This is a genomic window from Citrobacter sp. Cpo030 (genome assembly GCF_030333005.1).
In the GTDB taxonomy this organism is placed as follows: domain Bacteria; phylum Pseudomonadota; class Gammaproteobacteria; order Enterobacterales; family Enterobacteriaceae; genus Citrobacter; species Citrobacter portucalensis.
In genome coordinates, this window is sequence record NZ_JAOWGT010000034.1 from 1 (window position 1) to 25,555 (window position 25,555).

Genomic DNA, 25,555 nt, shown 5'->3' on the forward strand with positions numbered 1-25,555 from the left:
AACGCTTACCGCTCATGGGCACCTCTCTTTAAGCCATCTTAAATGACTCTGAGGTGTCTGTTAAACCCGTGGCGATTCAATCATTCATAACAGTTGTACCTTAGAACCAGTTTTAGCACATTAAACAAAAAAGCCCCGCAATCACGGGGCTTAGTACTATAAACTATATTAACGCAGCAGAGACAGTACGTTCTGCGTGGTCTGGTTAGCTTGTGCCAGAACAGAAGTACCAGCCTGTTGCAGGATCTGTGCACGGGACATGTTGGATACTTCGGTCGCGTAGTCAGCATCTTCGATACGGCTACGAGCAGAAGTCAGGTTGTTAACGGTGTTGCCCAGGTTGGTGATGGTAGAATCGAAACGGTTCTGTACTGCACCCAGGTCGGAACGCAGTGCGTCAACTTTAGCCAGAGCGTCATCCAACGCTTTCAACGGATCGGAGGTAGATGTTGACTTTGTGGTGGACTCGGTAGTCAGTTTACCACTTTCATTTAGGTAAATTTTTGAGCCAGCGTTGTTTGTGACAGCACCATTGGAGTGAGCATAGTAGTTCACAGTTTCTTTATCGACGTTGGTCAGTTTACCTTCGATATCGGTAAAAGCATCCTTAGCTGTAGCAGCAGTTCCTGCGCCATCCGAATCATATTTTACAGCGCCCTCAGTAACTGAATATACACCAGCCCCTTCGCCGTCAGTAACCGTGAAATCACCAGTGCTGATATCTTTTGCCATTTCCGTAGCTGAAATTTTTGCTCCGGATACGTCTACTGTTGCGTTAGACGGAGTAGTCATTGCATTTTTTTCAAGCGTACCCGCTCCTACACCTGCGGTATCACCCGCAGTTTTTGCGGTTCCTGTAGCAAAAGCAGTTGCAGCGGCTTCAGCAAGAGCAGCATCACCACCATTGGTCGCATACTCAGCGTCATAAGTTGTTTTATAATCTGCATTATATTTAGTAGCATAAGCATCATCATATGCAGTTTTATAAGCAGCTGAATAAGCATTAGCTTTGTGCATTTCTGCACTGCCGCCTACTGAGGTAATCGTAGTATCTCCAACTTTAATCGTTGTTTTTACGGCTGATGCAGTCGGATTACCATAAGCGTCTGAACCGGTAGTATCGGTATTAGCAATCAGATTATCCCAGGTAGCCGCCTTAGTCTGGCCGTTACTTGTCTGGGTCAGGTTACCCTTAGCATCCAGAAAAAGCGCTTTGCCATCTGTGGATGTGATAGTTCCGTCTTTACTTACTTTTACATCTTGGGTAGTTTCGCCAATTTTTACATTCGCGGTGAATGAATCCCCGGCGTTTGGAGCAAATTTATTCAGAGCGTTTGTAGAAGAAACTCCTGTCGCGCTAAAGCTATACGATTTACTTGCTGCATCGTAAGTGTATTTATTATCTGTGGCTGCAACGCCAAGCCCATTACCGGTGCCGTCAAAATGTAAGGTGCTTTTATCTTTAACGCTTGTCATCACATCTGAGGCTGTCGCTTTAGCATTATCGACATCCTTTTTGAAAGTAATGGTACCATCTTTATCAGGTACACCTTTATCAAATCCAGCCAGCGTCAGGCTATCTGCAGTAGCAGCTTTGTTCGCTACTTCACCTTTACCGTTCACGTTGAAGCCAGTCAGGCCAAGAGTCTTAGAGGTGATTTCTTTCAGGTCGATAGTGATGGTTTCGCCATCGTTCGCACCAACCTGGATTTTCATGGAGCTGTCGGACGCCAGCACTTTCACGCCGTTGAACTGAGTCTGACCGGATACGCGGTCGATTTCGCCCAGACGCTGGGTGATTTCATTCTGGATAGAGTCCAGGTCGGACTGGGAGTTGGTGCCGTTGGTTGCCTGAACTGACAGTTCACGAACACGTTGTAAGTTGTTGTTGATTTCAGACAGCGCGCCTTCAGTGGTCTGAGCGATGGAGATACCATCGTTGGCGTTACGGGAAGCCTGAGTCAGACCTTTGATGTTGGAGGTGAAGCGGTTAGCAATCGCCTGGCCAGCGGCGTCGTCTTTAGCGCTGTTGATACGCAGACCGGAAGACAAACGCTCAATAGCGGAGCTAAGGGAAGACTGGGATTTGTTCAGGTTATTTTGGGTCAACAGCGACAGGCTGTTAGTGTTGATAACTTGTGCCATAAAATTTTCCTTTTGGGTATATAAGTCAGGCTTACCTGTGTCATTCAAGTTATCGACCACTTTGGCCTAAACTTTATCTTTTTTTCATTTTTATCAATCTATTGTTTTTATTTGGTTTTTAGCAAACTAAGAGCAGCTAACAGTACATAACCAATTATGTGAATTTTTTCATCAAGTCTTACTCTCTTTTGCTACTTAACAAAAAATTGCTAAGCGATTGCCAGATCAGTCAAGCATGCTCCACCAGCTTCAAAAGGCAACTCTCAATCTTTTACAAATATCATACAGGCCAATGACATTGACCTGGTTAGTGTCAACAATCGAACGTTTTATGATACCAGTAAACCCTACCTTAAATTGGTGTCATTAAATTAGCACATTGACATTATGATACCATTAGTTAATTATGATACCGTTTTTGATACCAATCAGGGGAGCGATTATGAGCCGTACATTTGCATATTGCCGTGTGTCCACCAGCGAACAGTCAACAGAAAACCAGATTATGGCGATTCGTCAGGCTGGCTATGCAGTGAATGATAGCAGGGTGATATCAGAAACCGTGTCAGGGGGAGTACAGGCAATGCAGCGCAAAGGCTTTGCTGATATGGTGACTCATAAACTGGAGGCTGGGGATCAGCTTGTAGTATTGAAACTGGACCGCCTGGGAAGGGACAACATCGACGTGCAGCAAACCATTACGATGCTGGTGGATAAAGGGATTGATGTTGTTTCACTGGATCTGCCTGTGCGTAACCTTTCCAGCGCGGAAGGGAAGTTGATGCTGCAAATGTTTTCTGCGTTTGCAGAGTTCGAAAAATCCCGCATCATTGAACGTACAAAAGAGGGTTTAGTAAGAGCCAGGAAGGAAGGGAAGAAGTTAGGCCGTCCGGTTGCGTCAGATACCCTTCAGCGTGTACAGGAAGCCAGAGCTAAGGGGCTGAGTCAGTCCAAAGCGGCGTTAGAACTGAATTTAAGCCTCCCGACTATCAAACGAAACTGGAACATCAAAGAGGCATAAGATTTAACCTGTCTTCACTAAGATTCAGATGCTGCCCTACACAACGTGTGAGGCTTAATTATGACTATTTTCGGGTCAATTAATTCGAAATATTCCGGCGACAGTAAATCCAGCGGAGCCGCACACCAGCTTAAATCCACCTGGAAAAGATAGTGATGGGGTGCTATATTTAAAAGTTAAGCTGTGGTGTATGAGAGAGGCATTGTTAAACGCAATGAGCGCTATCGTGAGCGCTTTTTGTAGTGTGGGTAATGCGAAGGTACTGCCATGCTCTTTAAATGGCTCAGAAAGAGTTACACGAAGGATTTAGCGATTATGGTATTCAGGATACTTTCATTTGTAATCTGGAACCGGAAAACATTTTTGGTTGTCCTTTCTGATCAGATGATTTTCCGCGATTCTTGGCAAGATAAGAAATTCGCTTAACCATCTCCACCAGTGAAGCATGGTCACATTGCCTGATTATATATCTGCCATGTGGAAGATGAACCCTTGAAACTCCGTTTGTCAGGTCAGTCCATATCCGGCTGATACGCCCGATCATTCCATCATCACCAAAGCCTGCCGTTCTGACCTGGAAGTAAGGCAGGGCAATCCAGCAGTGATAGTGTACCTGTTTCGCCTTTTCTTTTTCGCGAACCCAGCCGTAGGCAAATTTCCTGATTGGCTGATTACTCCACGCTTTCGCTGTAAACTCGCCACGCAGGCGGGTGAACAGTTCGCTGATTAATTTATTGCTTTCCTCAGCGCTCATTCCTTCCGGCACTGATAGGTCAAAGCGAAAACCATAGACTTCACGGTAGTGTGACTGCATGGCGCGAAGCTGAGTGATAAATTTATCTATGATCTCTTTACGGATGGGGTTGCTGTTTTTGTCATCCGGGTCGTGGTTGAGCTGGTATTCGAGACCACCAAGTGAATAAACGGGGCTATGGATCAGAGAGTAACGCCCACTACTGTCACGGTGATGTGAGATGTACTGAGTTAATGACAATTCACTAAGAACAGAAATAACAACCCCCACTTACCAGATATATTTCTTTAAGATAATAATAAAAACCAGTACGCGACGAGCATAAGGGATGGCCCCCGAGCAGGCACCGGCGCTGGCTTTTACGGACAGAAATGTTTGTTTATTTTACTCAGAAAACATGCCACAAACAGGGCTTAACCAAAAATCATATTATTTTTTTTATTCCAATTCAATGATTATTTTCTTCGTCGGCATTTTTCAGGTTTGTTTCTGCCATTTTTCCGCTTTTGCTATAGCCTAATTCAATGCTTCACAAGCGATAAGTTCTTGGCTACGGTCCAGCAACCCCATTGAATTAGAATGACTATCACTAAAACCAATCAACACTATCAACAACTGGAAGCAAATCCGAAACTTTCATCTTGCCCGTGTAAACCTTGGTTTGCCCTTGGTTTGAATGTTCGTGGCCTATCGTTTGCTGAACAAGTGTGAGGGTATGCTTTGCCTGAATCTCAGTTACGAAAGTGTGACGTAAGCTGTGCACAATACGTCTATTTTTATAATCATCAAGATAATCAATACCCAATTGCTCACGTATCGCATGGAAAAGCCGCGTTACCTGACTTGTATTAGTGATTTCTGGGAACAAGTTGGTATCTGCCTTTTTGCTATCCAAATAATCCAAAAAACCCATATTGATCAAACGTTGTGAGATAGGAACCTGTCGAATCCCCGCCTCAGTCTTACTATCTCCGATCATTATGTAATACCGTTGGCTATCGTCGTCCAAGCGCACATCTGAAACCCTCAGTTTTGCGATTTCAGAACGACGGGCCCCTGTATACGCTAGCAACAAAAAACCCCATTTATTCCAACCATCTAATGTCGCGAAGTGTTCTACCATCTTTCTCATTTCTGTTCGATTGTAATGGCCGTAGCTGTGACTTTTTGCTTCATACTTGACGTTGTTTGTAGGCGGTAATTCAAGAATATCCTCTTCTTTAGTCAGGTAGGTTGAAAATAACCCCTGACAAAGTTTCAGATAATCTTTGACCGTTTTTGATGAAACTAAGTCTTCTTCTGGAACTTCATCCAAATCTAAACATTGCTGGATAGTCATCCTGTTGTATGGCCTCTTGTTTTGGCGAGGAAGACCTTCAACGACTTCAAGCAAGTGTTTAATATCGCGCCGAGTGATTTCAGTAACTAACGTATCAGCACCAAGAACCATCTCTATCACTTCATAATATTTCTCATTACCCTGTCGAATCTTAGGCACCCAATCAGACTTAAATGCGAGAAATCCCTGCCATGCCTTAGATAAAGTAATCCCAGAGGCCAATGATTCTTCAGGTTTATCGGCTACGGTAGGCGCATAGTGGTTGTCTGGGCGCATGGAGTTAACAATCTGTTGGTAATCAGAATGTCGCTGATCCATAAAGGCTATATGTGCATCGCAATAGTGTCTCCAGAGGAGGTCATACTGTGAAGCCACATTATCGATTTCATCCTCCATGCCCGTAAGATCAAACTGGCTACCAAGTTGTTCTATAACTGAATCTGTCGATAGCGGCTCAACATCTTGTTTGAAGGTTCCATCAAGTAGCAATCCAACATCAAGCGCAATACGTTTTTCACGGGCCAATGAACCTGATTTTCGCAAGGTACTACGTACAGTAGAGGGGATTTTTTTCGCTGCGGCATAAAAACCTGCCTGAATTTCAAGCAAATACTTATCAATATCGTCTTGTTCTAACTTCTTCATTTTCTGCACTATATCCATTAATAGCGTTGGTTCCATCTTGGACGATTTTACAAGAGAAATAAACATAGAGAGGCGAGAAGATATAAATCTTGCTCTGTTGGCTGAATCGCTACCCAAAGACATGCGAAAGAATCGGCCTGTAGATAGCCTGAAATGAAGGCAGTAGCGATTGCCACGCTTAATAATATTCGGGATGGAACAACCGTTGGTATGTCTCGTTTGTATCACAGTCTGTGTCACATTTTCACCTATTAAGGCCTGAGACACACCAACGTATTGTTTTAGAAGAAGTTGAAGCTGACCGATAAGCCGGGTTCTGTCGTGGACAGTCATTCATCTAGGCCAGCAATCGCTCACTGGCTCAAGCAGCCTACCCGGGTTCAGTACGGGCCGTACCTTGTGAACCCCTATTTGGCCTTGCTCCGGGTGGAGTTTACCGTGCCACGGACTGTTACCAGCCGCGCGGTGCGCTCTTACCGCACCCTTTCACCCTTACCTGATCCCACTTGCATGGGCCATCGGCGGTTTGCTCTCTGTTGCACTGGTCGTGGGTTTCCCCCCCAGGCGTTACCTGGCACCCTGCCCTATGGAGCCCGGACTTTCCTCCCCTCCGCCCGTCTCCCCCGAAGAGGACGACGACGAAGCGGCGACTGTCTGGTCAGCTTCGGCGCGCAGTATAGAGGGTTTGCGGGGCAATGTCACCCCGCACTGCGCATTCCTATCGCTAACGTGGCTGCGATGTTTCTTGAGGCGCGATAAATATTATCAAATGCCCCACGGAAGGCCTCTTCCAGCGTGCTGATGCTGGTCAATACGCTAAACACCGCATCGATACCATATTGATGCACTACCTCCACATCGCGCGTCAGGCTACCACCAATACCAATAACCGGCTTGTGGTACTTCTTCGCGACATTTGCCACGCCTACCGGCACTTTGCCGTGAATGCTCTGGCTGTCGATCCGCCCTTCGCCGGTCACCACCAGCGTACAGTCGTGAATATGCTCTTCCAGATTGAGCGCCTGGGTCACAATCTCGATACCGCTGCGCAGCTCGGCGCCTAAAAAAGCCATTAACGCCGCGCCCATTCCGCCTGCCGCACCGGAGCCTGGCACATCTTTCACATCGACCCGCAGCGATTTTTTAATGATGTCGGCATAATGAGACAGATTACGGTCCAGTTCGAGAATGCGTTCTTCCGTCGCCCCTTTCTGCGGGCCAAAAATGCGCGAAGCGCCAGAATCGCCGATGAGAGGATTAGTCACATCGCAGGCCACGCGAATGGAACAGGTTTTTAAGCGCGGATCCAGACCCGAGATATCGATGGAGTTCAGACTCATCAGGCTTCCACCACCGTAGCCAATCTCTGTCCCGTTGGCGTCGCAAAGTTTTGCCCCCAGTGCCTGCACCATACCCGCGCCACCGTCGTTGGTCGCACTGCCGCCGATGCCAATAATGATGCTCTGCGCACCGCTATCCAGCGCCTGCAAAATCAGCTCTCCGGTACCGCGTGACGTAGTGACTAAAGGGTTGCGCTTTTCAGGAGGCACCAACGCCAGACCGCTGGCTGCCGCCATTTCGATAAACGCGGTTTTACCATCTCCAGACATGCCCCAGCAGGCATTCACTTTTTCGCCCAGCGGCCCCGTTACTTGCGCTGAATGTTCACTCCCTTGCGTCGCGGCAATCATGGCTTCGACCGTTCCTTCGCCGCCATCGGCAACCGGAACAGAAACATATTGCGCATCGGGGAAAATTTCCCGAAATCCTTTTTCTATTGCCTGAGCTACCTCGGTGGCAGAAAGGCTTTCTTTATAAGAGTCTGGGGCAATTACGATTTTCATAGTTATGTAGCCTGACAGTGCCGCGCAAGGCAAGAAATACAGGGCGCACATCCGCGCCCTTCTTGTTAGCGAGTGACTTCCACTTTCGCCAGTTTTTCGTAGTAGCATGCGAGCGCACTGTGATCGGCTGTACCCAATCCATCTGCGCGTAGCGCCTGCATCATCTCCATGACTGCAGCAGTCAGCGGCAACTGAGCGCCAACGCCATGAGAAGTATCCAGCGCGTTCGCCAGGTCTTTGATATGCAGATCAATACGGAAACCTGGTTTAAAGTTGCGATCCATCACCATCGGCGCTTTCGCATCCAGCACGGTGCTGCCTGCCAGCCCGCCACGGATCGCCTGATACACCAGGTCCGGATTCACTCCCGCTTTGGTCGCCAGCGTCAGCGCTTCAGACATCGCGGCAATGTTCAGTGCCACAATCACCTGATTCGCCAGCTTGGTGACATTACCCGCGCCAATTTCACCGGTATGCACCACAGAGCCTGCCATCGCTTTCAGCAGATCGTAGTACTTGTCGAAAATCGCTTTATCGCCGCCGACCATCACCGACAACGTGCCGTCAATCGCTTTTGGCTCGCCGCCGCTGACCGGCGCATCCAGCATATCCACGCCTTTCGCTTTCAGCGCATCGCTAATTTCGCGGCTTGCCAGCGGCGCGATGGAGCTCATGTCGATAAGCACTGTGCCCGGTTTCGCCCCTTCAATAATGCCGCCTTCACCCAGTGCCACTTCCTTAACATGCGGAGAGTTCGGCAGCATGGTGATGATCACATCACACTGCTCAGCGATATCTTTCGCCGTGGAGGCGGTTTCAGCGCCTGCGGCAATTACTTCCGCAATGGATTCCGGGTTACGGTCAGCAACCACCAGCGAGTAACCTGCCTTGAGGAGGTTTTTACTCATTGGTTTACCCATAATACCGAGGCCAATAAAACCAACTTTCATTGTCATGTCTTTATCTCTCTCTACTGTCGATGGTGGTTATTTCTTAAAAGAATCAGCCAGTTTCTGCGTGGCTGAACGGAACACGCCAAGGTCGCTGCCAACGGCAACAAACGTCGCGCCCCACTCCAGATAACGACGCGCATCCGCCTCTACCGGGGCCAGAATGCCGCTTGGTTTGCCGTGTGCTTTCGCGCGGGCAAAAATGTGCTGGATAGCTTTCTGCACATCAGGATGTGACGCATTGCCGAGGTGGCCTAGCGCCGCGGCCAGATCGCTTGGTCCGACGAAGACACCGTCAACGCCTTCTGTCGCCGCGATTGCATCAACGTTATCAACGCCCTGCTGACTTTCGATCTGCACGATGATGGTGATGTTCTTATTCGACTGCGCAAAGTAGTCCGGTACGGTGCCAAACATATTGGCGCGATGGGATACGGACACGCCACGAATACCTTCCGGCGGATAGCGGGTCGACGCCACAGCGTTAACCGCTTCTTCTTCCGTCTCAACGAACGGGATCAGGAAGTTGTAAAACCCGATATCCAGCAGGCGCTTGATAATCACTGGCTCGTTGGTTGGTACACGCACTACCGCCGCGCTGTCGCTGCCTTTCAGCGCCATTAATTGCGGAATAAACGTCGAGATATCATTCGGCGCATGTTCGCCATCCAGTACCAGCCAGTCAAAACCTGCCAGACCTAAAACTTCGGTACTGATTGGGCTGGCCAATGCAGACCAGCAGCCAATCTGAATTTGTTGCGCCGCGAGGGCCGCTTTAAACTTATTCGGGAAAATCGTGTTATTCATCGCCTATACCTTTGTTTATTTCTGCAATTCCATACGTTTAATGTCACCGACAATAAACAGGTAGCAAACCATTGCCATCAGCGCCGAGCACCCTACAAACATCAGCGCAGCATTAAATGAGTGCAGCTCGCTCACCAGATACCCAATCACCAGCGGGGTGACGATGGAAGCCACGTTGCCAAATACGTTAAATACCCCACCGCACAGACCGACAATCTCTTTCGGCGCGGTATCGGAAATCACCGGCCAACCCAGCGCGCCGAAACCTTTACCGAAGAAAGCCAGCGCCATCAGCGCCACCACAAGAGCGGTATTATCGGTGTAGTTACACAGAATAATGGTCGATGCGAGCAACATGCCGAGCACTATCGGCAGCTTTCGCGCCAGGGTAATGCTGAAACCACGTTTAATCAGATAATCAGAGAACACGCCGCCGAGCACGCCACCGAAAAACCCGCACAGTGCCGGAATCGAAGCCACCATGCCCACTTTCAGGATCGACATACCTTTTTCCTGAACCAGGTAAATCGGGAACCAGGTGAGAAAAAACCAGGTAATTGTGTTGATAAAATACTGGCCAAAGAACACACCAAGCATCATACGGTTCGTGAGCAACTGCTTGATATAATGCAGTTTAGGACCACCTGACTTCACATCGCCTGGCTTTTTATGGTCCATATCCACGACCGCGCCGTTTTCAGAGATAAACTTCAACTCTTCTTGCGACATGCGCGGGTGATCGGTTGGGTTATGAATAAACTTTACCCACAGTCCGGTAAGCACAAAACCAATCACGCCCATTACGGTAAAGACGTGCTCCCAGCCCCAGGCGAAGGTCAGCCAGCCCAGCAGCGGGGAAAACAGCGCCAGGGAGAAATACTGTGCAGAGTTAAAAATCGCAGATGCCGTACCGCGCTCTTTCGTTGGGAACCAGGCCGCCACGATACGGGCATTAGCCGGGAAGGATGGCGCTTCCGAGAAGCCCAGCATAAAGCGCATGATGAACATTGAAATACCCGCCCAGGCCAGCGGGAACATGTCCACAAAGCCCTGCAGGAAGGTAAACAGTGACCAGAAGAACAAACTGTAGGTGTAGACTTTCTTAGAGCCGAATTTATCCAGCAGCCAGCCGCCGGGGATTTGCATCAACAGGTAAGCCCAGCCGAAGGCGGAGAAAATGTAACCCATTGAGATGGCGCTGAGATGTAACTCTTTCGCCACTTCAGTTCCGGCAATAGACAGCGTCGCACGGTCCGCATAGTTAACGGCTGTAACAATAAATATTATCAGCAATATTAAATAACGGGTGTGCGTACTTTTCTTTTTCTCGACAACTGTATCCAATATCATTCTATTTACCTCGGGCACATAAAAGGTTTTTATTATTATTTTGTGGGTATTTCTCGTGATAAATTACCGATAATAGAAATAGATAATAATTTATCAGGCGTTATGAAACCGTGATTTAGTATAATCATCAACACAACGTTAATCATTGTTCAAACGCTCATTAAACTAGCGTTATTTAATTAATGTTTTGGGCATATGCACACATGCCTGGGCGCTAATGCACACATTTACGTATTGCTACCCTCGGCGACGCGGCCTTGCTGAGTTTAAGTGATCATCATCACATTCTTCACGTTAAACTCCTGACATTCTTATTTCACGATACCGAATCTTTATTGCTTACAATTAGATTCAAAATATAAATATCCACACTATTATCACCACCTTGTTGGAGAATACTGGACAATGGCCGACATCGAAATCAGACAAGAATCGCCAACGGCGTTTTATATTAAAGTTCACGAAACAGATAATGTGGCGATAATTGTCAATGACAATGGTCTGAAAGCCGGAACGCGTTTTCCGGATGGACTGGAACTCATTGAACATATTCCCCAGGGTCATAAAGTGGCGCTATTGGATATTCCTGTTCATGGCGAAATCGTGCGCTATGGCGAAGTGATAGGCTATGCCGCTCGCCATATCCCACGTGGCAGCTGGATTGATGAATCAATGGTTGAACTGCCCAAAGCTCCACCACTGGAGACACTGCCGCTGGCAACTAAAGTGCCAGAGCCGCTGCCGCCTCTTGAGGGCTACACCTTTGAAGGTTACCGCAATGCAGACGGTAGCGTCGGCACCAAAAATCTGCTCGGCATCTCCACCAGCGTGCACTGTGTGGCGGGCGTGGTGGACTATGTGGTGAAAATCATTGAACGCGATCTGTTGCCCAAATACCCGAACGTTGACGGTGTGGTGGGGCTCAATCATCTGTACGGCTGCGGTGTGGCGATTAATGCCCCAGCTGCCATCGTTCCGATTCGTACCATTCACAATATTGCGCTAAATCCGAACTTTGGCGGCGAAGTGATGGTCATCGGCCTCGGTTGTGAAAAACTGCAGCCAGAGCGCCTGCTGGAAGGCACGCACGATGTGAAAAGTATTCCGGTCGACAGCGCCAGCGTCATCAGCCTACAGGATGAAAAGCACGTCGGCTTTCAATCAATGGTCACCGATATTCTGCAAGTGGCCGAACATCATCTGGCAAAGCTCAATCAGCGCCAACGTGAAACTTGCCCGGCTTCAGAACTGGTGGTCGGCATGCAGTGCGGCGGTAGCGATGCGTTTTCCGGCGTGACGGCCAACCCGGCGGTGGGTTATGCCTCCGACCTGTTAGTACGCTGCGGCGCGACCGTAATGTTCTCTGAAGTAACAGAAGTGCGCGATGCCATCCACCTTCTGACCCCACGTGCGATTAACGAAGAAGTCGGTAAACGCCTGCTCGAAGAGATGGCCTGGTACGATAACTACCTTGATATGGGCAAAACGGATCGCAGTGCCAACCCTTCTCCGGGCAACAAGAAAGGCGGTCTGGCAAACGTGGTGGAAAAGGCGCTAGGTTCGATTGCCAAGTCTGGCAAGAGCGCGATTGTCGAAGTATTGTCGCCGGGTCAGCGTCCAACCAAACGTGGCCTGATTTACGCTGCAACCCCCGCCAGTGATTTTGTTTGCGGTACACAGCAGGTCGCTTCCGGGATCACCGTGCAGGTGTTCACCACTGGTCGCGGTACGCCGTATGGCCTGATGGCCGTGCCGGTGATTAAAATGGCGACACGCACCGAGCTGGCCAACCGTTGGTTTGACCTGATGGACATTAACGCAGGTACCATCGCCACCGGAGAAGAAACCATTGAAGATGTGGGTCTGAAACTGTTCGAATTTATTCTCGACGTCGCCAGCGGGCGTAAGAAAACCTTCTCGGACCAGTGGGGACTGCATAACCAGCTGGCGGTGTTTAACCCGGCGCCAGTGACCTGATTATCTACCGTATTTTCTTAATGAGCATGCCTTCGGGCATGCTTTTTTTTCGCCGCAACCTTTCGTAAACCTCCCATTTCTTTCGAAACTTTCATTTATCAGATCGAAATCACAAAAAAACGTTACGAAACCCTATACTTTATTTCGAAGAAAGAAATCGAAAGACTTCGGAGGAAGTATGTTTATCATCTCAAGCAAAATGATGCTGAAGAAGGCGCAGCAAGAAGGCTATGCCGTACCGGCGTTTAACATTCACAACCTGGAGACCTTACAGGTTGTCGTGGAAACAGCAGCCGAACTACGCTCTCCGTTGATCGTCGCCGGCACACCTGGCACTTTTAGTTATGCCGGGGTTGGTAACATCGTTGCAATCGCCAGTGAACTGGCAAGAAGCTGGAACCATCCTCTCGCCGTCCATCTCGATCACCATGAAAGCGCCACCGATATTGAAGCGAAAGTCACTACAGGCATTCGCTCCGTGATGATTGATGGTTCCCATCTGCCGTTTGCCGACAACATTGCATTAGTTAAACACGTAACAGACTACTGCCACCGCTATGACGTTAGCGTTGAAGCTGAGCTGGGACGGCTGGGTGGGCAAGAAGATGACCTGATCGTGGACGGAAAAGACGCGCTATATACTCACCCAGAACAGGCTCGGGAGTTCGTGGAAAAAACGGGTATCGACTCACTGGCTGTCGCGATTGGCACAGCTCATGGTCTGTATAACGCTGAACCTAAACTGGATTTCGATCGACTAGCCGAGATTCGTCAGCACGTTGATATCCCACTGGTTTTACATGGCGCATCTGGCCTGCCTACACATGATATTAAGCGCGCAATCTCCTTAGGGGTCTGCAAAGTTAACGTCGCTACCGAACTTAAAATCGCCTTTGCCGGCGCACTCAAAACCTACCTGAGCGCACATACCGATGCGAACGACCCACGGCATTACATGATGCCAGCAAAAGCGGCCATGAAAGAGGTAGTACGTAAGGTGATTGCCGACTGCGGCTGCGAAGGAAAGTTGTAATTGATTAATTAATTCGAATTGTACGGGTTCTGACAAAGGTCTGTTTTTAAAGCTGGATCACGAAAGATGCTTTTACCCTTTGCCTTCAATCCAAAAATATTATGAAGATAAACAAAAGATATCGGAGATAGAAGTGAAAGAAATAATCTCTCGTCATAAAGCAGGTGAGCATTTAGGTATTTGTTCTGTTTGTTCAGCCCATCCGCTGGTTATTGAATCTGCATTACGTTTTGATCTCAATACGAACACGAAAGTTCTAATCGAAGCGACCTCTAATCAGGTTAATCAGTTTGGTGGTTATACCGGGATGAAACCCGCTGATTTCCGTGACTTTGTCTATAGCATCGCACAAGCGGTTGGTTTTCCTCGCGAAAGGCTGATTCTGGGTGGCGATCATCTCGGCCCTAACTGCTGGCAAAACGAACCTGCGGCAGAAGCGATGGAAAAATCCGTAGCCTTAATCAAAGCTTACGTTGCCGCAGGGTTCAGCAAAATCCATCTTGATGCTTCGATGTCCTGTGCTGACGACCCAACGCCGTTAGATCCAATGGTTGTTGCCCAGCGAGCAGCCGTACTTTGCCAGGCCGCAGAAACAACGGCAACCGAAGAACAGAAACACCATCTGACTTACGTTATTGGAACAGAAGTTCCCGTACCAGGCGGAGAAGCCAGCACCATTGGCACCGTTCATGTCACACGCGAAGAAGATGCCGCCCGGACACTGGAAACCCATCAGGTTGCCTTCCGCGAATTAGGGCTTGAAGAGGCGTTAACTCGTGTAATCGCCATTGTGGTTCAACCCGGCGTCGAGTTCGATCACACCCAAATCATTCACTACCAACCACAAGCAGCAGAAGCGCTATCCGCCTGGATAAAAGAGACACCAATGGTCTACGAAGCGCATTCTACCGATTATCAAACCCGCCAGGCATACCGTGCTCTGGTACGCGATCACTATGCAATATTGAAAGTGGGTCCGGCACTCACCTTTGCCCTGCGCGAAGCTATTTTTGCTCTTGCGCAAATGGAAAATGAACTGATCTCCCCAGAACAACGGAGCCGGGTTCTGGAAGTAATTGACGAAGTAATGTTGAATGAACCGGACTACTGGAAAAAATATTATCGCCCAACCTGGAGCCAGGCAATGGTCGATATTCACTTCAGCCTCTCCGACCGTATTCGTTACTACTGGCCGCATCCCCGCATTCGTCAAAGTGTAGAGAAATTAATCACCAACCTTAATGACATCGCTTTACCACTGGGACTCATTAGCCAGTTTATGCCCGTGCAATTTGAACGCCTGACTGAAGGGACGTTAACCGCCACACCACACAATCTGATTATCGACAAAATCCAGGACGTTCTGCGCGCCTATCGCTTTGGTTGCGCACCAGTAATTGCCTGAAATCTGGAGAATATATGAGCCAACTTTTTGTTCGAACAGGAATTAACTTTAGCTCGTGTCAGCATGCGCTGACACATATTGGGGAGGAGATGCTGGCCAAAGGGGTCGTGTATGAAAGCTATCCGCAGGCCCTGATTGAGCGTGAAGCAACTTTTCCAACCGGAATAGCGCTGGAACGTCATGCCGTTGCGATTCCACATTGTGAAGCTGTGCATGCGATATCCCCTGCTATCTATCTGATTCGCCCGGATACACCGGTCAACTTTCAACAAGCAGATGATGACGAAGAGATAGCCGTCTCTTTAATTATCGCCTTAATCGTTGAGAACCCGACTGCGCAGCTGAAGCTCCTGCGTCGTCTGTTTAGTGAGCTACAAAACCCGAACACCATTGAAGCATTGCTGAATGCGCCTGATGCAGAACTGGCCATGCTCTTTCGGGAAAAAATCCTTGAGTCTGAGCCCTGCGCACAGGCTTGATAAAAAACTGATAATAAAAGGAATACCCTATGAAACGTAAAGTAATTGTGGCCTGTGGCGGTGCTGTAGCAACTTCAACAATGGCGGCAGAAGAAATTAAAGAACTCTGTGAAGCCAACAATATCCAACTCGACCTGGTTCAATGTCGGGTAACAGAAATCGAAACCTATATGGATGGAGCGGATCTTATCTGTACCACCGCCCGCGTTGACCGTACGTTTGGCGATATCCCAGTGGTCCACGGCATGCCTTTTGTTTCAGGTGTGGGTATCGAAGCATTACAGCAAAAAATACTGACTATCCTCGTGGGGTAACGCCATGTTTAGCGAAATAATGCGTTATATCCTCGACTTAGGTCCAACGGTTATGCTGCCGTTAGTGATCATCATCTTCTCAAAATTGCTGGGAATGAAGCTCGGGGATTGTTTTAAATCAGGTTTGCATATCGGGATTGGCTTCGTCGGTATCGGTCTGGTGATCGGCCTGATGCTGGACTCTATTGGCCCTGCCGCAAAAGCAATGGCAGAACAATTTCAAATCAACCTGCATGTCATCGATGTCGGTTGGCCTGGCTCATCACCAATGACCTGGGCTTCGCAAATTGCGTTAATTGCGATTCCAGTCGCCATTGGGGTGAATATCCTGATGCTGGTTACCCGCATGACCCGTGTGGTGAACGTCGACATCTGGAATATCTGGCATATGACGTTTACCGGTGCCATGTTGCATCTGGCGACCGGCTCATACTGGCTGGGCATTCTCGGCGTGGTTGTTCATGCCGCCTTCGTCTATAAACTGGGTGACTGGTTTGCCAAAGACACGCGCGACTTTTTTGGCCTGGAAGGCATTGCCATTCCACACGGTTCCTCGGCATACCTGGGCCCGATAGCTGTCCTGGTTGATACGATCATTGAAAAAATCCCCGGACTGAACCGCATTCATTTCAGCGCGGATGATGTCCAAAAACGCTTCGGACCCTTCGGCGAACCTGTAACCGTCGGTTTTGTGATGGGATTAGTGATCGGCATGCTGGCTGGATATGACGTTAAAGCTGTGCTGCAACTGGCGGTGAAAACGGCTGCCGTTATGTTGCTCATGCCGCGTGTCATTAAACCGATTATGGATGGCCTGACTCCTATTGCTAAACATGCCCGTAAACGCCTGCAGGCAAAATTTGGCGGACAGGAGTTCTTAATCGGTCTGGATCCTGCACTACTGCTCGGCCATACGTCGGTGGTTTCCGCCAGTCTAATCTTTATCCCGCTGACCATTCTGATTGCTGTTCTGGTACCCGGAAACCAGGTTCTGCCATTCGGCGATCTCGCGACCATTGGTTTCTTTGTCGCCATGGCGGTAGCCGTTCATCAGGGGAACCTGTTCCGCACGCTGATCTCTGGCGTCATCATTATGGGTATCACCCTGTGGATAGCCACACAAACTATTGGTTTACATACCCAGCTTGCCGCTAATGCAGGCGCATTGAAAGCCGGTGGCATGGTGGCCTCAATGGATCAGGGCGGCTCCCCAATCACCTGGCTGCTAATCCAGCTCTTCACCTGGCAGAACGTGGTGGGCTTCATCATCATCGCTGCTATATACCTGTTGGGTGTATTGCTGACCTGGCGTCGGGCACGTAATTTCGTGGCGGCTGAAAAAGCGGCAGCCATAACGGAAAGCCAGACCGCATCTTAATTTCTGGGGAGCATTTGCTCCCCTTCACATTTCTGGAGACACTTATGAAATCAGTGGTTATTCACGCTGAGGGCGACGTACGCGTTGAAGAACGTCCCATACCACAACTGCAAACTGATGAAGATGTATTGGTCAAAGTGGTCAGTTCAGGGCTTTGCGGCTCAGACATTCCCCGTATCTTCAATCATGGTGCGCACTATTATCCAATCACGCTCGGGCATGAGTTCAGTGGTTATGTTGAGTCCTACGGCGCAAGCGTAACCGACTTACAACCCGGTGATGCCGTGGCCTGCGTACCGCTGCTTCCCTGCTTTCATTGCCCTCAGTGCGAGCGGGGATACTTCTCGTTATGTAAACAATATCAGTTTGTCGGTTCACGAAGCGAAGGCGGGAACGCAGAATATGTGGTTGTAAAACGCGCCAACCTGTTCCGCCTGCCTTCAGATATGCCGATTGATGATGGCGCATTCATTGAACCGATTACCGTCGGTCTGCATGCTTTTCATCTGGCTCAGGGATGCGAAGGGAAAAATGTGATTATCGTTGGTGCTGGTACTATCGGTTTGCTGGCAATGCAATGTGCCCGTGAACTCGGTGCAAAAAGTATCACGGCGATTGATATCAACCCGCAAAAGCTGGCATTAGCAAAAGAACTGGGGGCAACCCATGTGTTTAATAGTCGTGAGATGAGTGCGGCTGAGATCCACGCGGGCCTGGAAAATATTCAGTTTGACCAACTCGTGCTGGAAACAGCGGGAACCCCGCAAACTGTGACGCTGTCGATTGAGATTGCAGGCCCTCGTGCTCAACTAGCGTTAGTCGGCACATTGCATCACGATCTGACGCTTGCTTCAGGTGTCTTTGGGCAAATATTACGTAAAGAATTAACCATTCTTGGCAGTTGGATGAACTATTCCAGCCCATGGCCTGGAGAAGAGTGGGAAACCGCTGCCCGTTTATTGACGGAAAAACGCCTACAGCTTGAGCCGTTAATTGCTCACACTGGCGATGCCGAAAGCTTTGCCAGCGCCGTCAAGTCACTCCACGGCGCGCCGATGCAAGGAAAAATTCTACTCAAACTATCCTGAACCCATGAGCCAGCAACCTGCGCTGGCTCACATTTACTTTCGAAATTTAGCGTTCACCTTTCGCAATCCTTCGATTAAACTAGTGATAATTAAATTATCAGGCAAATCAATATGAACTCATTTGAGAGAAGGAATAAAATTGTCGACCTGATTAACACGCAAGGCAGCGTACTGGTAATGGACCTTTCGAATACCTTTGGTATTTCTGAAGTAACCATTCGCGCCGACCTACGGTTATTAGAAGAGAAGGGTCTGGTCACCCGTTTTCACGGCGGTGCGGCAAAACCAGGAAGCCATCTGGCTGAAGGTGACAATCAGGAAGTGTTATTAGAAGATCGGTATCAACTTGCCAGCGATCCCAAAAAACGGATTGCCCAGGCCGCAACGGCAATGGTTGAGGAAGGAATGACCGTAATTCTGGATAGCGGAAGCACCACCTTATTGATTGCTGAAGCGCTAAACCGAAAAAGTAATATCACCGTTATTACCAATAGCCTGCCTGCCGCGTTCACGTTATCGGAAAACAAAGACATTACGCTGGTCGTCTGCGGCGGCACTGTGCGCCACAAAACGCATTCAATGCATGGCACTATCGCTGAACGTTCCCTACAAGGAATAAGCGCTGACCTGATGTTCGTGGGCGCTGACGGGATTGATGCTACTAACGGTATTACGACCTTCAACGAAGGTTATTCGATTAGTAGCGTGATGGCGGCGGCAGCACATAAGGTCATTGCCGTCCTGGACGCGACAAAATTTAATCGACGTGGTTTTAATCAGGTGCTGCCAATGGAAAAGATTAACTGCGTAATAACCGACGACAGTATCAGCAAACAGGATAAATCAGCGCTGGCCAAAACAGGCGTTGAACTGCTGGTCGTTTAAATTACCCGCCACATCTCCCCTTTTGTCGCGCCAACGCGTTGCAGTTTACCTTTTAGCTGCAACGCTTTCAGATAGCGTTCTACGGTCCGGACTGAGATTTCACACTCATTAGCGATACCTTTGGCGGATCTGCTCGGCTGATTCGACAATATTTGTAGAATGCGTTTGTCTATATCCAGTAAATCAGCCGACATTTCTTCCGACAAGGCTGATGGTTTTCCCAATCCCTCCTGCAAAGCAGAGATAAAGAGGAGATGCCCTACCAGCCATCGCAGCCCAATGCCCCATCAACTCACCAATTTCAATGACCTGGATGAGGATCAATGGAGTGACCACGAAAGGTGGTTGGTAGGTGCTCACTTTTACTCTCCCTGCTGTTCCAGCGCGTGCTTATACAACGCATTTTTTTTCACGCCATGGATTTCAGCAGCCAGCGCGGCGGCCTTTTTCAGCGGCAGTTCTGCCTGCAATAAGGCCAACGTACGCAGCGCATCGGCAGGAAGGTCGTCTTCCTGCGCTTTATGCCCTTCGACAATCAGCACCATTTCACCTTTACGACGGTTTTCATCTTCCTTGACCCACGCCAGCAGTTCACCAACCGGTGCACCGTGAATAGTTTCCCAGGTTTTGGTCAGCTCGCGCGCCAGTACTACGTAGCGGGATTCGCCCCACACGGCAACCATGTCTTCCAGGCTATCCAGCAAGCGGTGGGTAGATTCATAAAAAATAAGCGTACGCGGCTCGGCCTCAATGGCTTTCATCGCATCACGACGCCCTTTCGATTTGGCAGGCAGAAATCCTTCATAGCAAAAACGGTCTGAAGGCAGGCCTGCAGCGCTCAGGGCAGCAATCGCCGCACAAGGACCTGGCAGAGGAACAACGCGGATCCCCGCTTCGCGACAGGTACGCACCAGATGGTAGCCAGGATCGTTAATCAGCGGCGTTCCGGCATCGGAAACCAGCGCAATGTTTTGTCCTTCTTTGAGCTTCGCGACCAGCGTTTCGGCCTTTTGCTGCTCGTTGTGGTCATGTAGCGCGAACAGACGCGCGTTAATCGCGAAGTGTTGTAACAATAATCCTGTACGACGAGTGTCTTCAGCGGCAATCAAATCAACGGCTTGTAAAACTTCGAGCGCTCGTTGGGTAATATCAGCCAAATTTCCTATAGGAGTAGGTACAATAAAGAGTTGGCCTTGAGAATTATCCGCCGATTCGTGTTGTTTCATTGTGTCGTCCGTATTGCCGATTTAATATTGAGCATTGAGTAAAAAAATATCACTGGATACAGTATGGTACCCTCAACATTTTCTCGTTTGAAAGCCGCACGCGCGCTACCACTCATTCTGGCAGCACTGATTTTCGCAGGCTGTGGCACCCAGGCGCCAGACCAGAGTGCAGCCCATATGCAGGGCACTGCGCAGGCTGATTCCGGCTTTTATCTGCAACAAATGCAGCAAAGCTCAGATGATAGCAAGACCAACTGGCAATTACTCGCCATTCGTGCACTGCTGAAAGAAGGCAAGAGCCAGCAGGCAATCGAACTGTTTAACCAGCTACCGCAGAAGCTAAGCGATACCCAGCAGCGTGAGCAGTCACTGCTGGCCGTCGAGATTAAGCTCGCGCAGAAAGATGTCGCTGGCGCACAGGCCCTGCTGGATAAGTTAACTCCCGCCGATTTCGATCAAAACCAACAGGCACGCTACTGGCAGGCGCAAATCGACGTCAACCAGGGTCGCCCATCTCTGACGCTGCTGCGCGCCCTGATCGCCCAGGAACCGCTGCTGGCCGCGAATGCTAAGCAGAAAAATATGGACGCCACCTGGCAGGCGCTGTCGTCCATGACCCAGGAGCAAGCGCAGGCGCTGGTCATCAATGCTGATGAAAATGTGCTGCAAGGCTGGTTGGATCTTCAACGCGTCTGGTTCGATAACCGTAACGATCCGGACATGATGAAAGCCGGTATTGCGGACTGGCAGAAACGTTATCCGCAAAACCCAGGGGCAAAACTGTTACCAACACAGTTGGTTAACGTGCAGAGCTTTAAGCCCGCCTCCACCAGCAAAATCGCCCTGCTGCTGCCGCTGAACGGTCAGGCCGCTGTATTTGGCCGTACTATTCAGCAAGGCTTTGAAGCTGCGAAAAACATGGGCACTCAACCTGTCGCAGCCCCTGTTGCTGTCGCACCTGCCGCAGTTCCAGCAGCTACGACTACTACGGAACAGCCGCAAACGACTGACGGCGTTGCCAGCCCGTCTCAGGCGTCAGTAAGCGATCTGACCAACGAGACGCCGGCCCAGCCAGAAACACCTGCTGTGCAGCCCGCAGCACCCGCTCAGCCAACAACCGCCAGCGCACCGGCGAATCCGTCCGCTGAGCTGAAAATCTACGACACTTCATCACAGCCGCTGAACCAGATCCTGACTCAGGTTCAGCAGGATGGCGCCAGCATCGTGGTTGGCCCACTGTTGAAGAACAATGTTGAAGAGCTGATGAAAAGCAACACGCCATTGAACGTCCTGGCGCTTAACCAGCCGGAGTCGGTGAAAAATCTGCCGAACGTCTGCTACTTCGCCCTGTCGCCAGAAGATGAAGCGCGCGACGCCGCACGCCACATCCGCGATCAGGGAAAACAGACGCCGCTGTTGTTGATTCCACGGAGTTCATTAGGCGATCGCGTTGCCAACGCCTTTGCACAGGAATGGCAAAAGCTGGGTGGCGGCGTGGTATTGCAGCAGAAGTTCGGCTCCACCGCTGAACTTAAAATGGGCGTCAACGGCGGCTCGGGGATTTCCCTGACGGGCAGCCCGGTGGCCTCCTCTGTGCCAGCCCAACCCGGCGTGACGATTGGCGGTCTGACCATCCCGGCAGCACCTACCGATGCGCAAATCACCGGCGGTAGCGGTCGTGTTGATGCCGTGTATATTCTGGCGACGCCGGAAGAAATTGCATTTATTAAGCCGATGATCGCCATGCGCAACGGCAGCCAGAGCGGAGCAACGCTGTACGCCAGTTCTCGTAGTGCGCAGGGCACTGCCGGCCCGGATTTCCGTCTGGAGATGGAAGGTTTGCAGTACAGCGAAATTCCGATGCTGGCAGGCGCTAACGCGCCTCTCATGCAGCAGGCGCTTGGCGCGGTTCGTAACGACTACTCGCTGGCGCGTATGTATGCCATGGGTGTCGATGCCTGGTCGCTTGCCAACCACTTCTCGCAAATGCGTCAGGTGCAGGGTTTCGAAATTAACGGCAATACCGGGGCCTTAACCGCAGCGCAGGATTGTGTGATTAACAGGAAGTTATCATGGCTCAAATACCAGCAAGGACAAGTCGTCCCCGCCAGTTAACGAGTAAACAGACCGGTGACGCGTGGGAATCCACCGCGCGTGACTGGCTGCTGAGCAAGGGACTGCATTTTATCGCCGCCAACGTGCGTGAACGTGGCGGCGAAATCGACTTGATAATGCGTGAAGGCAACACCACCGTATTTGTTGAGGTTCGCTACCGACGCTCAGCACAGTTCGGCAGTGCGGCGGCGAGTGTGACCCGGAGCAAACAACACAAATTATTACAGACCGCCCGCTTGTGGCTTGCGCGCCACAATGGGAGTTTTGATACTGTGGATTGCCGGTTCGATGTGTTAGCCTTCACCGGAAATGATGTTGAGTGGTTTAAGGACGCGTTCAACGACCGCTCATAGTTGAAGATTCAGAGCCTGGTTCTTAAGGATTAGCGTGTTAGATAGAATTAAAGTCTGCTTTACAGAAAGCATTCAAACTCAGATAGCTGCGGCTGAAGCACTTCCGGATGCAATCTCCCGTGCCGCCATGACGCTGGTTCAGTCCCTGCTCAATGGCAACAAAATTCTCTGTTGTGGTAATGGGACGTCCGCTGCCAACGCACAGCATTTTGCTGCCAGCATGATCAATCGTTTTGAAACAGAACGCCCAAGTTTACCTGCGATTGCACTAAATACTGATAATGTGGTCTTAACTGCGATTGCCAACGATCGCCTGCACGACGAAGTTTATGCAAAACAAGTCCGTGCGCTGGGACATGCAGGTGATGTTCTGCTGGCAATCTCTACGCGTGGTAATAGCCGCGATATCGTAAAAGCCGTTGAAGCCGCCGTGACACGCGACATGACAATCGTCGCGCTGACCGGGTATGACGGAGGGGAACTGGCCGGATTACTGGGGCCACAGGATGTTGAAATCCGTATTCCCTCACACCACAGCGCCCGCGTTCAGGAAATGCACATGCTGACGGTCAACTGCCTTTGCGATCTTATCGATAACACGCTTTTCCCTCACCAGGATGATTAAGGAGTACACATGAAGGCATTTTCGCCGCTTGCTGTGATTATCGCTGCACTGCTGCTGCAAGGCTGTGTCGCTGCTGCCGTTGTCGGAACTGCTGCTGTCGGCACCAAAGCCGCGACGGATCCTCGCAGCGTCGGCACCCAGGTAGATGACGGAACCCTGGAATTACGCGTCAATACGGCGTTGTCGAAAGATGCCCAAATCAAGAAAGAAGCGCGAATCAACGTGAGCGCTTATCAGGGTAAAGTGCTGCTGGTAGGTCAGTCGCCAAATAGCGAACTGTCTGCGCGGGCAAAACAGATTGCGATGGGTGTAGAAGGAACGACTGAGGTCTTTAATGAGATCCGTCAGGGCCAGCCAATTGGTCTGGGCGATGCGTCCAACGATACCTGGATAACCACCAAAGTACGTTCCCAGTTACTGACCAGCGATCAGGTGAAATCCTCTAACGTGAAAGTAACGACTGAGAACGGGGAAGTGTTCCTGTTAGGTCTGGTGACCGAGCGTGAAGCGAAGGCGGCGGCGGATATCGCCAGCCGGGTAAGCGGCGTGAAACGCGTCACGACAGCCTTTACGTTTATTAAGTAACACGCCTGTAAATGGCATCTTATCCGGCCTATAGAACGTAATCGTTTGTAGGCCGGATAAGCGTCAGCGCCATCCGGCATTTTTTTATTTAGCCCTTTCGCGTAGCTCAGAAGAGGTCAGGATCGAAACCCCTTCATGCCCAGGCGCCAGCGCTTCTGCCAGCATTGCCCGAGCAACATCGCGCGCTTCAATCGACTTCCAGTTACCCGGCAGCAGCCTGAACAACGGCGCTAAAAACATCTCATTCGTCCGCTGCTTGTCCCTATCACCCAGGAGCATTGAAGGCCGGACAATCGTCAGCCGTGGCCAATTCTGCGCGATCAGCGCCTGCTCCATTTCACCTTTCACCCGATTATAAAAAAACGGTGAATTCGCATTGGCACCCATCGAACTCACTACCAGCATATGCTGGGCGCCTAACCTACGTCCCGTCAGGGCCGTATCTACCACCAGCGTATAGTCAGCATGGATAAACGCCTCTTTGCTGCCCGCTTCACGCCGGGTAGTCCCCAAACAACAAAAGACAATATCGACCGGATCGGTGACCTGCGCCAGAGCATCGGTTAGCTGCGGATCATGGGGGTTATAGATACCAACCGTATCAGCCAGCGGTCGACGCGTTGGTGCCGTGATGGCATTGACCCGGGGTTCATTGAGCAGCATACGCAGCAAATGTCCGCCCACCAGCCCCGTGGCTCCCGTTATTAACACCTGACTCATCGCTTATCTTCCCCAGGGTCTTCAATCACTCTTCTAACTATAGATCACGCAGCCAGTGCATCTTTTTACCGAAGCCCAGCGTGTTGTCCGTAAATTTGACTTCATCCAGTCGAATCTCCCATACGGGCGCCGGCAGCATTCTGGCAACGGGGAAACGGCGGTTGTAGGCTTTACGCGCGTCTTCGCTCTCCTGCCCCTCAAGACGCCGGATTTCCCCTTTAAACTGTACGCCACGAATCAGAGCGACGGTTTTAGGCTGACCGTTTACTGTACCGGCAATCAGCGCGCGGGGTCCGGACATCTGCGCATGACGCGTTTTCTCTTCAGTCAGCACATAGAACACCATCTTCTGCGCATCAAACAGGTAAAACGCATTGGCGCACCACAATTCACCTTCATGGTGTACGCACCAGGTCACGACGTGCTGTTTTGCCAGCCAGCGAGACACCGCAGTCAGTGTTTCCATTTCTGTTCTCTTTTATACTGTAGGCCTGAAAATTATCACGTCGATGGTGAC

The 25,555-nt window shown here is 50.2% G+C and carries 24 protein-coding genes, 1 other RNA gene and 1 pseudogene; 13 read left to right on the plus strand and 13 right to left on the minus strand.

All coding sequences use genetic code 11. The annotated features are described in order from the left end of the window. Window positions 1-168: 168 nt before the first annotated feature. On the minus strand, window positions 169-2,145 hold the full coding sequence (locus tag OGY37_RS00310; RefSeq protein ID WP_286619778.1) for a flagellin N-terminal helical domain-containing protein: 1,977 nt from the start codon (window positions 2,143-2,145) through the stop codon (window positions 169-171). 442 nt (window positions 2,146-2,587) lie between these two features. On the opposite strand from OGY37_RS00310, the gene OGY37_RS00315 reads away from it, so the two are divergent. Beyond that, window positions 2,588-3,166 (plus strand): recombinase family protein, encoded by a 579-nt coding sequence (locus OGY37_RS00315; protein ID WP_057067335.1) that lies wholly within the window; start codon window positions 2,588-2,590, stop codon window positions 3,164-3,166. 322 nt (window positions 3,167-3,488) lie between these two features. On the opposite strand, the gene OGY37_RS00320 is transcribed toward OGY37_RS00315, so the two are convergent. The 7 genes from OGY37_RS00320 to garP all read right to left on the minus strand — a co-directional run bounded on the left by OGY37_RS00320 (window position 3,489) and on the right by garP (window position 10,855). Continuing rightward, window positions 3,489-4,190 carry a YagK/YfjJ domain-containing protein gene (locus tag OGY37_RS00320; protein ID WP_008320537.1) on the minus strand — a complete coding sequence of 234 codons (702 nt, stop codon included), beginning with the start codon at window positions 4,188-4,190 and terminating at the stop codon, window positions 3,489-3,491. Between the two features lie 319 nt (window positions 4,191-4,509). Further along, on the minus strand, window positions 4,510-5,904 hold the full coding sequence (locus OGY37_RS00325) for a tyrosine-type recombinase/integrase (RefSeq protein WP_232424902.1): 1,395 nt from the start codon (window positions 5,902-5,904) through the stop codon (window positions 4,510-4,512). A 289-nt stretch (window positions 5,905-6,193) separates the two neighbouring features. Continuing rightward, window positions 6,194-6,570: RNase P RNA component class A (gene rnpB, locus OGY37_RS00330), an RNA gene on the minus strand. 32 nt (window positions 6,571-6,602) lie between these two features. Next, a complete protein-coding gene (garK, locus tag OGY37_RS00335; protein ID WP_032934186.1) occupies window positions 6,603-7,748 on the minus strand; it encodes a glycerate 2-kinase in 1,146 nt (381 codons plus the stop codon). Window positions 7,749-7,813: 65 nt separating this feature from the next. Next, window positions 7,814-8,704: a 2-hydroxy-3-oxopropionate reductase gene (gene garR, locus OGY37_RS00340; RefSeq protein ID WP_197385476.1), complete on the minus strand. Its 891-nt coding sequence runs from the start codon at window positions 8,702-8,704 to the stop codon at window positions 7,814-7,816. Window positions 8,705-8,734: 30 nt separating this feature from the next. Then, complete coding sequence (garL, locus tag OGY37_RS00345) at window positions 8,735-9,505, minus strand: 2-dehydro-3-deoxyglucarate aldolase (protein ID WP_008785889.1); 771 nt, start codon at window positions 9,503-9,505, stop codon at window positions 8,735-8,737. A gap of 15 nt (window positions 9,506-9,520) precedes the next feature. Continuing rightward, complete coding sequence (gene garP / locus OGY37_RS00350; RefSeq protein ID WP_286619781.1) at window positions 9,521-10,855, minus strand: galactarate/glucarate/glycerate transporter GarP; 1,335 nt, start codon at window positions 10,853-10,855, stop codon at window positions 9,521-9,523. A gap of 405 nt (window positions 10,856-11,260) precedes the next feature. Here garP and garD point away from each other — a divergent pair, with 405 nt between their 5' ends. From garD to OGY37_RS00390, 8 genes are all read left to right on the plus strand, one after another. After that, the gene (gene garD / locus OGY37_RS00355; protein WP_286619783.1) at window positions 11,261-12,832 is read left to right on the plus strand and encodes a galactarate dehydratase; all 1,572 of its coding nucleotides are present in this window, start codon (window positions 11,261-11,263) and stop codon (window positions 12,830-12,832) included. 178 nt (window positions 12,833-13,010) lie between these two features. Continuing rightward, window positions 13,011-13,865 (plus strand): tagatose bisphosphate family class II aldolase, encoded by an 855-nt coding sequence (locus OGY37_RS00360; protein WP_063941601.1) that lies wholly within the window; start codon window positions 13,011-13,013, stop codon window positions 13,863-13,865. Window positions 13,866-13,998: 133 nt separating this feature from the next. After that, window positions 13,999-15,270, plus strand: coding sequence for a tagatose-bisphosphate aldolase subunit GatZ (gene gatZ / locus OGY37_RS00365; RefSeq protein ID WP_286619785.1), 1,272 nt, complete (start codon window positions 13,999-14,001; stop codon window positions 15,268-15,270). A gap of 14 nt (window positions 15,271-15,284) precedes the next feature. Further along, complete coding sequence (gatA, locus tag OGY37_RS00370; protein WP_003828615.1) at window positions 15,285-15,749, plus strand: PTS galactitol transporter subunit IIA; 465 nt, start codon at window positions 15,285-15,287, stop codon at window positions 15,747-15,749. 29 nt (window positions 15,750-15,778) lie between these two features. Continuing rightward, window positions 15,779-16,063, plus strand: a complete 285-nt coding sequence (gene gatB / locus OGY37_RS00375) for a PTS galactitol transporter subunit IIB (RefSeq protein ID WP_003828616.1) — start codon at window positions 15,779-15,781, stop codon at window positions 16,061-16,063. Between the two features lie 4 nt (window positions 16,064-16,067). Continuing rightward, on the plus strand, window positions 16,068-17,441 hold the full coding sequence (locus tag OGY37_RS00380) for a galactitol-specific PTS transporter subunit IIC (protein ID WP_003828618.1): 1,374 nt from the start codon (window positions 16,068-16,070) through the stop codon (window positions 17,439-17,441). A gap of 44 nt (window positions 17,442-17,485) precedes the next feature. Then, window positions 17,486-18,529 (plus strand): galactitol-1-phosphate 5-dehydrogenase, encoded by a 1,044-nt coding sequence (gene gatD, locus OGY37_RS00385; RefSeq protein ID WP_003828619.1) that lies wholly within the window; start codon window positions 17,486-17,488, stop codon window positions 18,527-18,529. A gap of 111 nt (window positions 18,530-18,640) precedes the next feature. After that, complete coding sequence (locus OGY37_RS00390) at window positions 18,641-19,414, plus strand: DeoR/GlpR family DNA-binding transcription regulator (RefSeq protein ID WP_003828620.1); 774 nt, start codon at window positions 18,641-18,643, stop codon at window positions 19,412-19,414. Here OGY37_RS00390 and OGY37_RS00395 read toward each other — a convergent pair. The 3 genes and pseudogenes from OGY37_RS00395 to rsmI form a co-directional block, all read right to left on the minus strand. Beyond that, a complete protein-coding gene (locus OGY37_RS00395; protein ID WP_032934188.1) occupies window positions 19,411-19,608 on the minus strand; it encodes a winged helix-turn-helix transcriptional regulator in 198 nt (65 codons plus the stop codon). The genes OGY37_RS00390 and OGY37_RS00395 overlap by 4 nt on opposite strands. A 52-nt stretch (window positions 19,609-19,660) precedes the next feature. Beyond that, window positions 19,661-19,774, minus strand: a pseudogene (locus tag OGY37_RS23450) (Fic family protein); the annotation flags it as partial. A 2-nt stretch (window positions 19,775-19,776) separates the two neighbouring features. Next, entirely contained in the window at window positions 19,777-20,640 is an 864-nt protein-coding gene (gene rsmI, locus OGY37_RS00405) for a 16S rRNA (cytidine(1402)-2'-O)-methyltransferase (protein WP_286619787.1), read from the minus strand. A gap of 63 nt (window positions 20,641-20,703) precedes the next feature. Between rsmI and OGY37_RS00410 the strand changes: the two genes are divergently transcribed. The 4 genes from OGY37_RS00410 to dolP are packed head-to-tail and all read left to right on the plus strand — an operon-like array spanning window position 20,704 to window position 24,318. Further along, complete coding sequence (locus OGY37_RS00410) at window positions 20,704-22,755, plus strand: penicillin-binding protein activator (RefSeq protein ID WP_286619790.1); 2,052 nt, start codon at window positions 20,704-20,706, stop codon at window positions 22,753-22,755. Next, window positions 22,713-23,108: a YraN family protein gene (locus tag OGY37_RS00415; RefSeq protein WP_063941604.1), complete on the plus strand. Its 396-nt coding sequence runs from the start codon at window positions 22,713-22,715 to the stop codon at window positions 23,106-23,108. The genes OGY37_RS00410 and OGY37_RS00415 overlap by 43 nt, the downstream gene beginning before the upstream one ends. Window positions 23,109-23,142: 34 nt before the next feature. After that, window positions 23,143-23,733, plus strand: a complete 591-nt coding sequence (gene diaA, locus OGY37_RS00420) for a DnaA initiator-associating protein DiaA (protein WP_003024948.1) — start codon at window positions 23,143-23,145, stop codon at window positions 23,731-23,733. Window positions 23,734-23,742: 9 nt separating this feature from the next. Beyond that, window positions 23,743-24,318 carry a division/outer membrane stress-associated lipid-binding lipoprotein gene (gene dolP / locus OGY37_RS00425; RefSeq protein ID WP_003024954.1) on the plus strand — a complete coding sequence of 192 codons (576 nt, stop codon included), beginning with the start codon at window positions 23,743-23,745 and terminating at the stop codon, window positions 24,316-24,318. An 84-nt stretch (window positions 24,319-24,402) separates the two neighbouring features. Here the strand turns inward: dolP and OGY37_RS00430 are convergent, their stop codons facing one another. Both OGY37_RS00430 and OGY37_RS00435 read right to left on the minus strand, forming a co-directional pair. After that, entirely contained in the window at window positions 24,403-25,038 is a 636-nt protein-coding gene (locus OGY37_RS00430; RefSeq protein ID WP_003828632.1) for an NAD(P)H-binding protein, read from the minus strand. Window positions 25,039-25,075: 37 nt separating this feature from the next. Further along, window positions 25,076-25,504 (minus strand): YhbP family protein, encoded by a 429-nt coding sequence (locus OGY37_RS00435; RefSeq protein ID WP_149282131.1) that lies wholly within the window; start codon window positions 25,502-25,504, stop codon window positions 25,076-25,078. Between the last annotated feature and the right edge of the window lie 51 nt (window positions 25,505-25,555).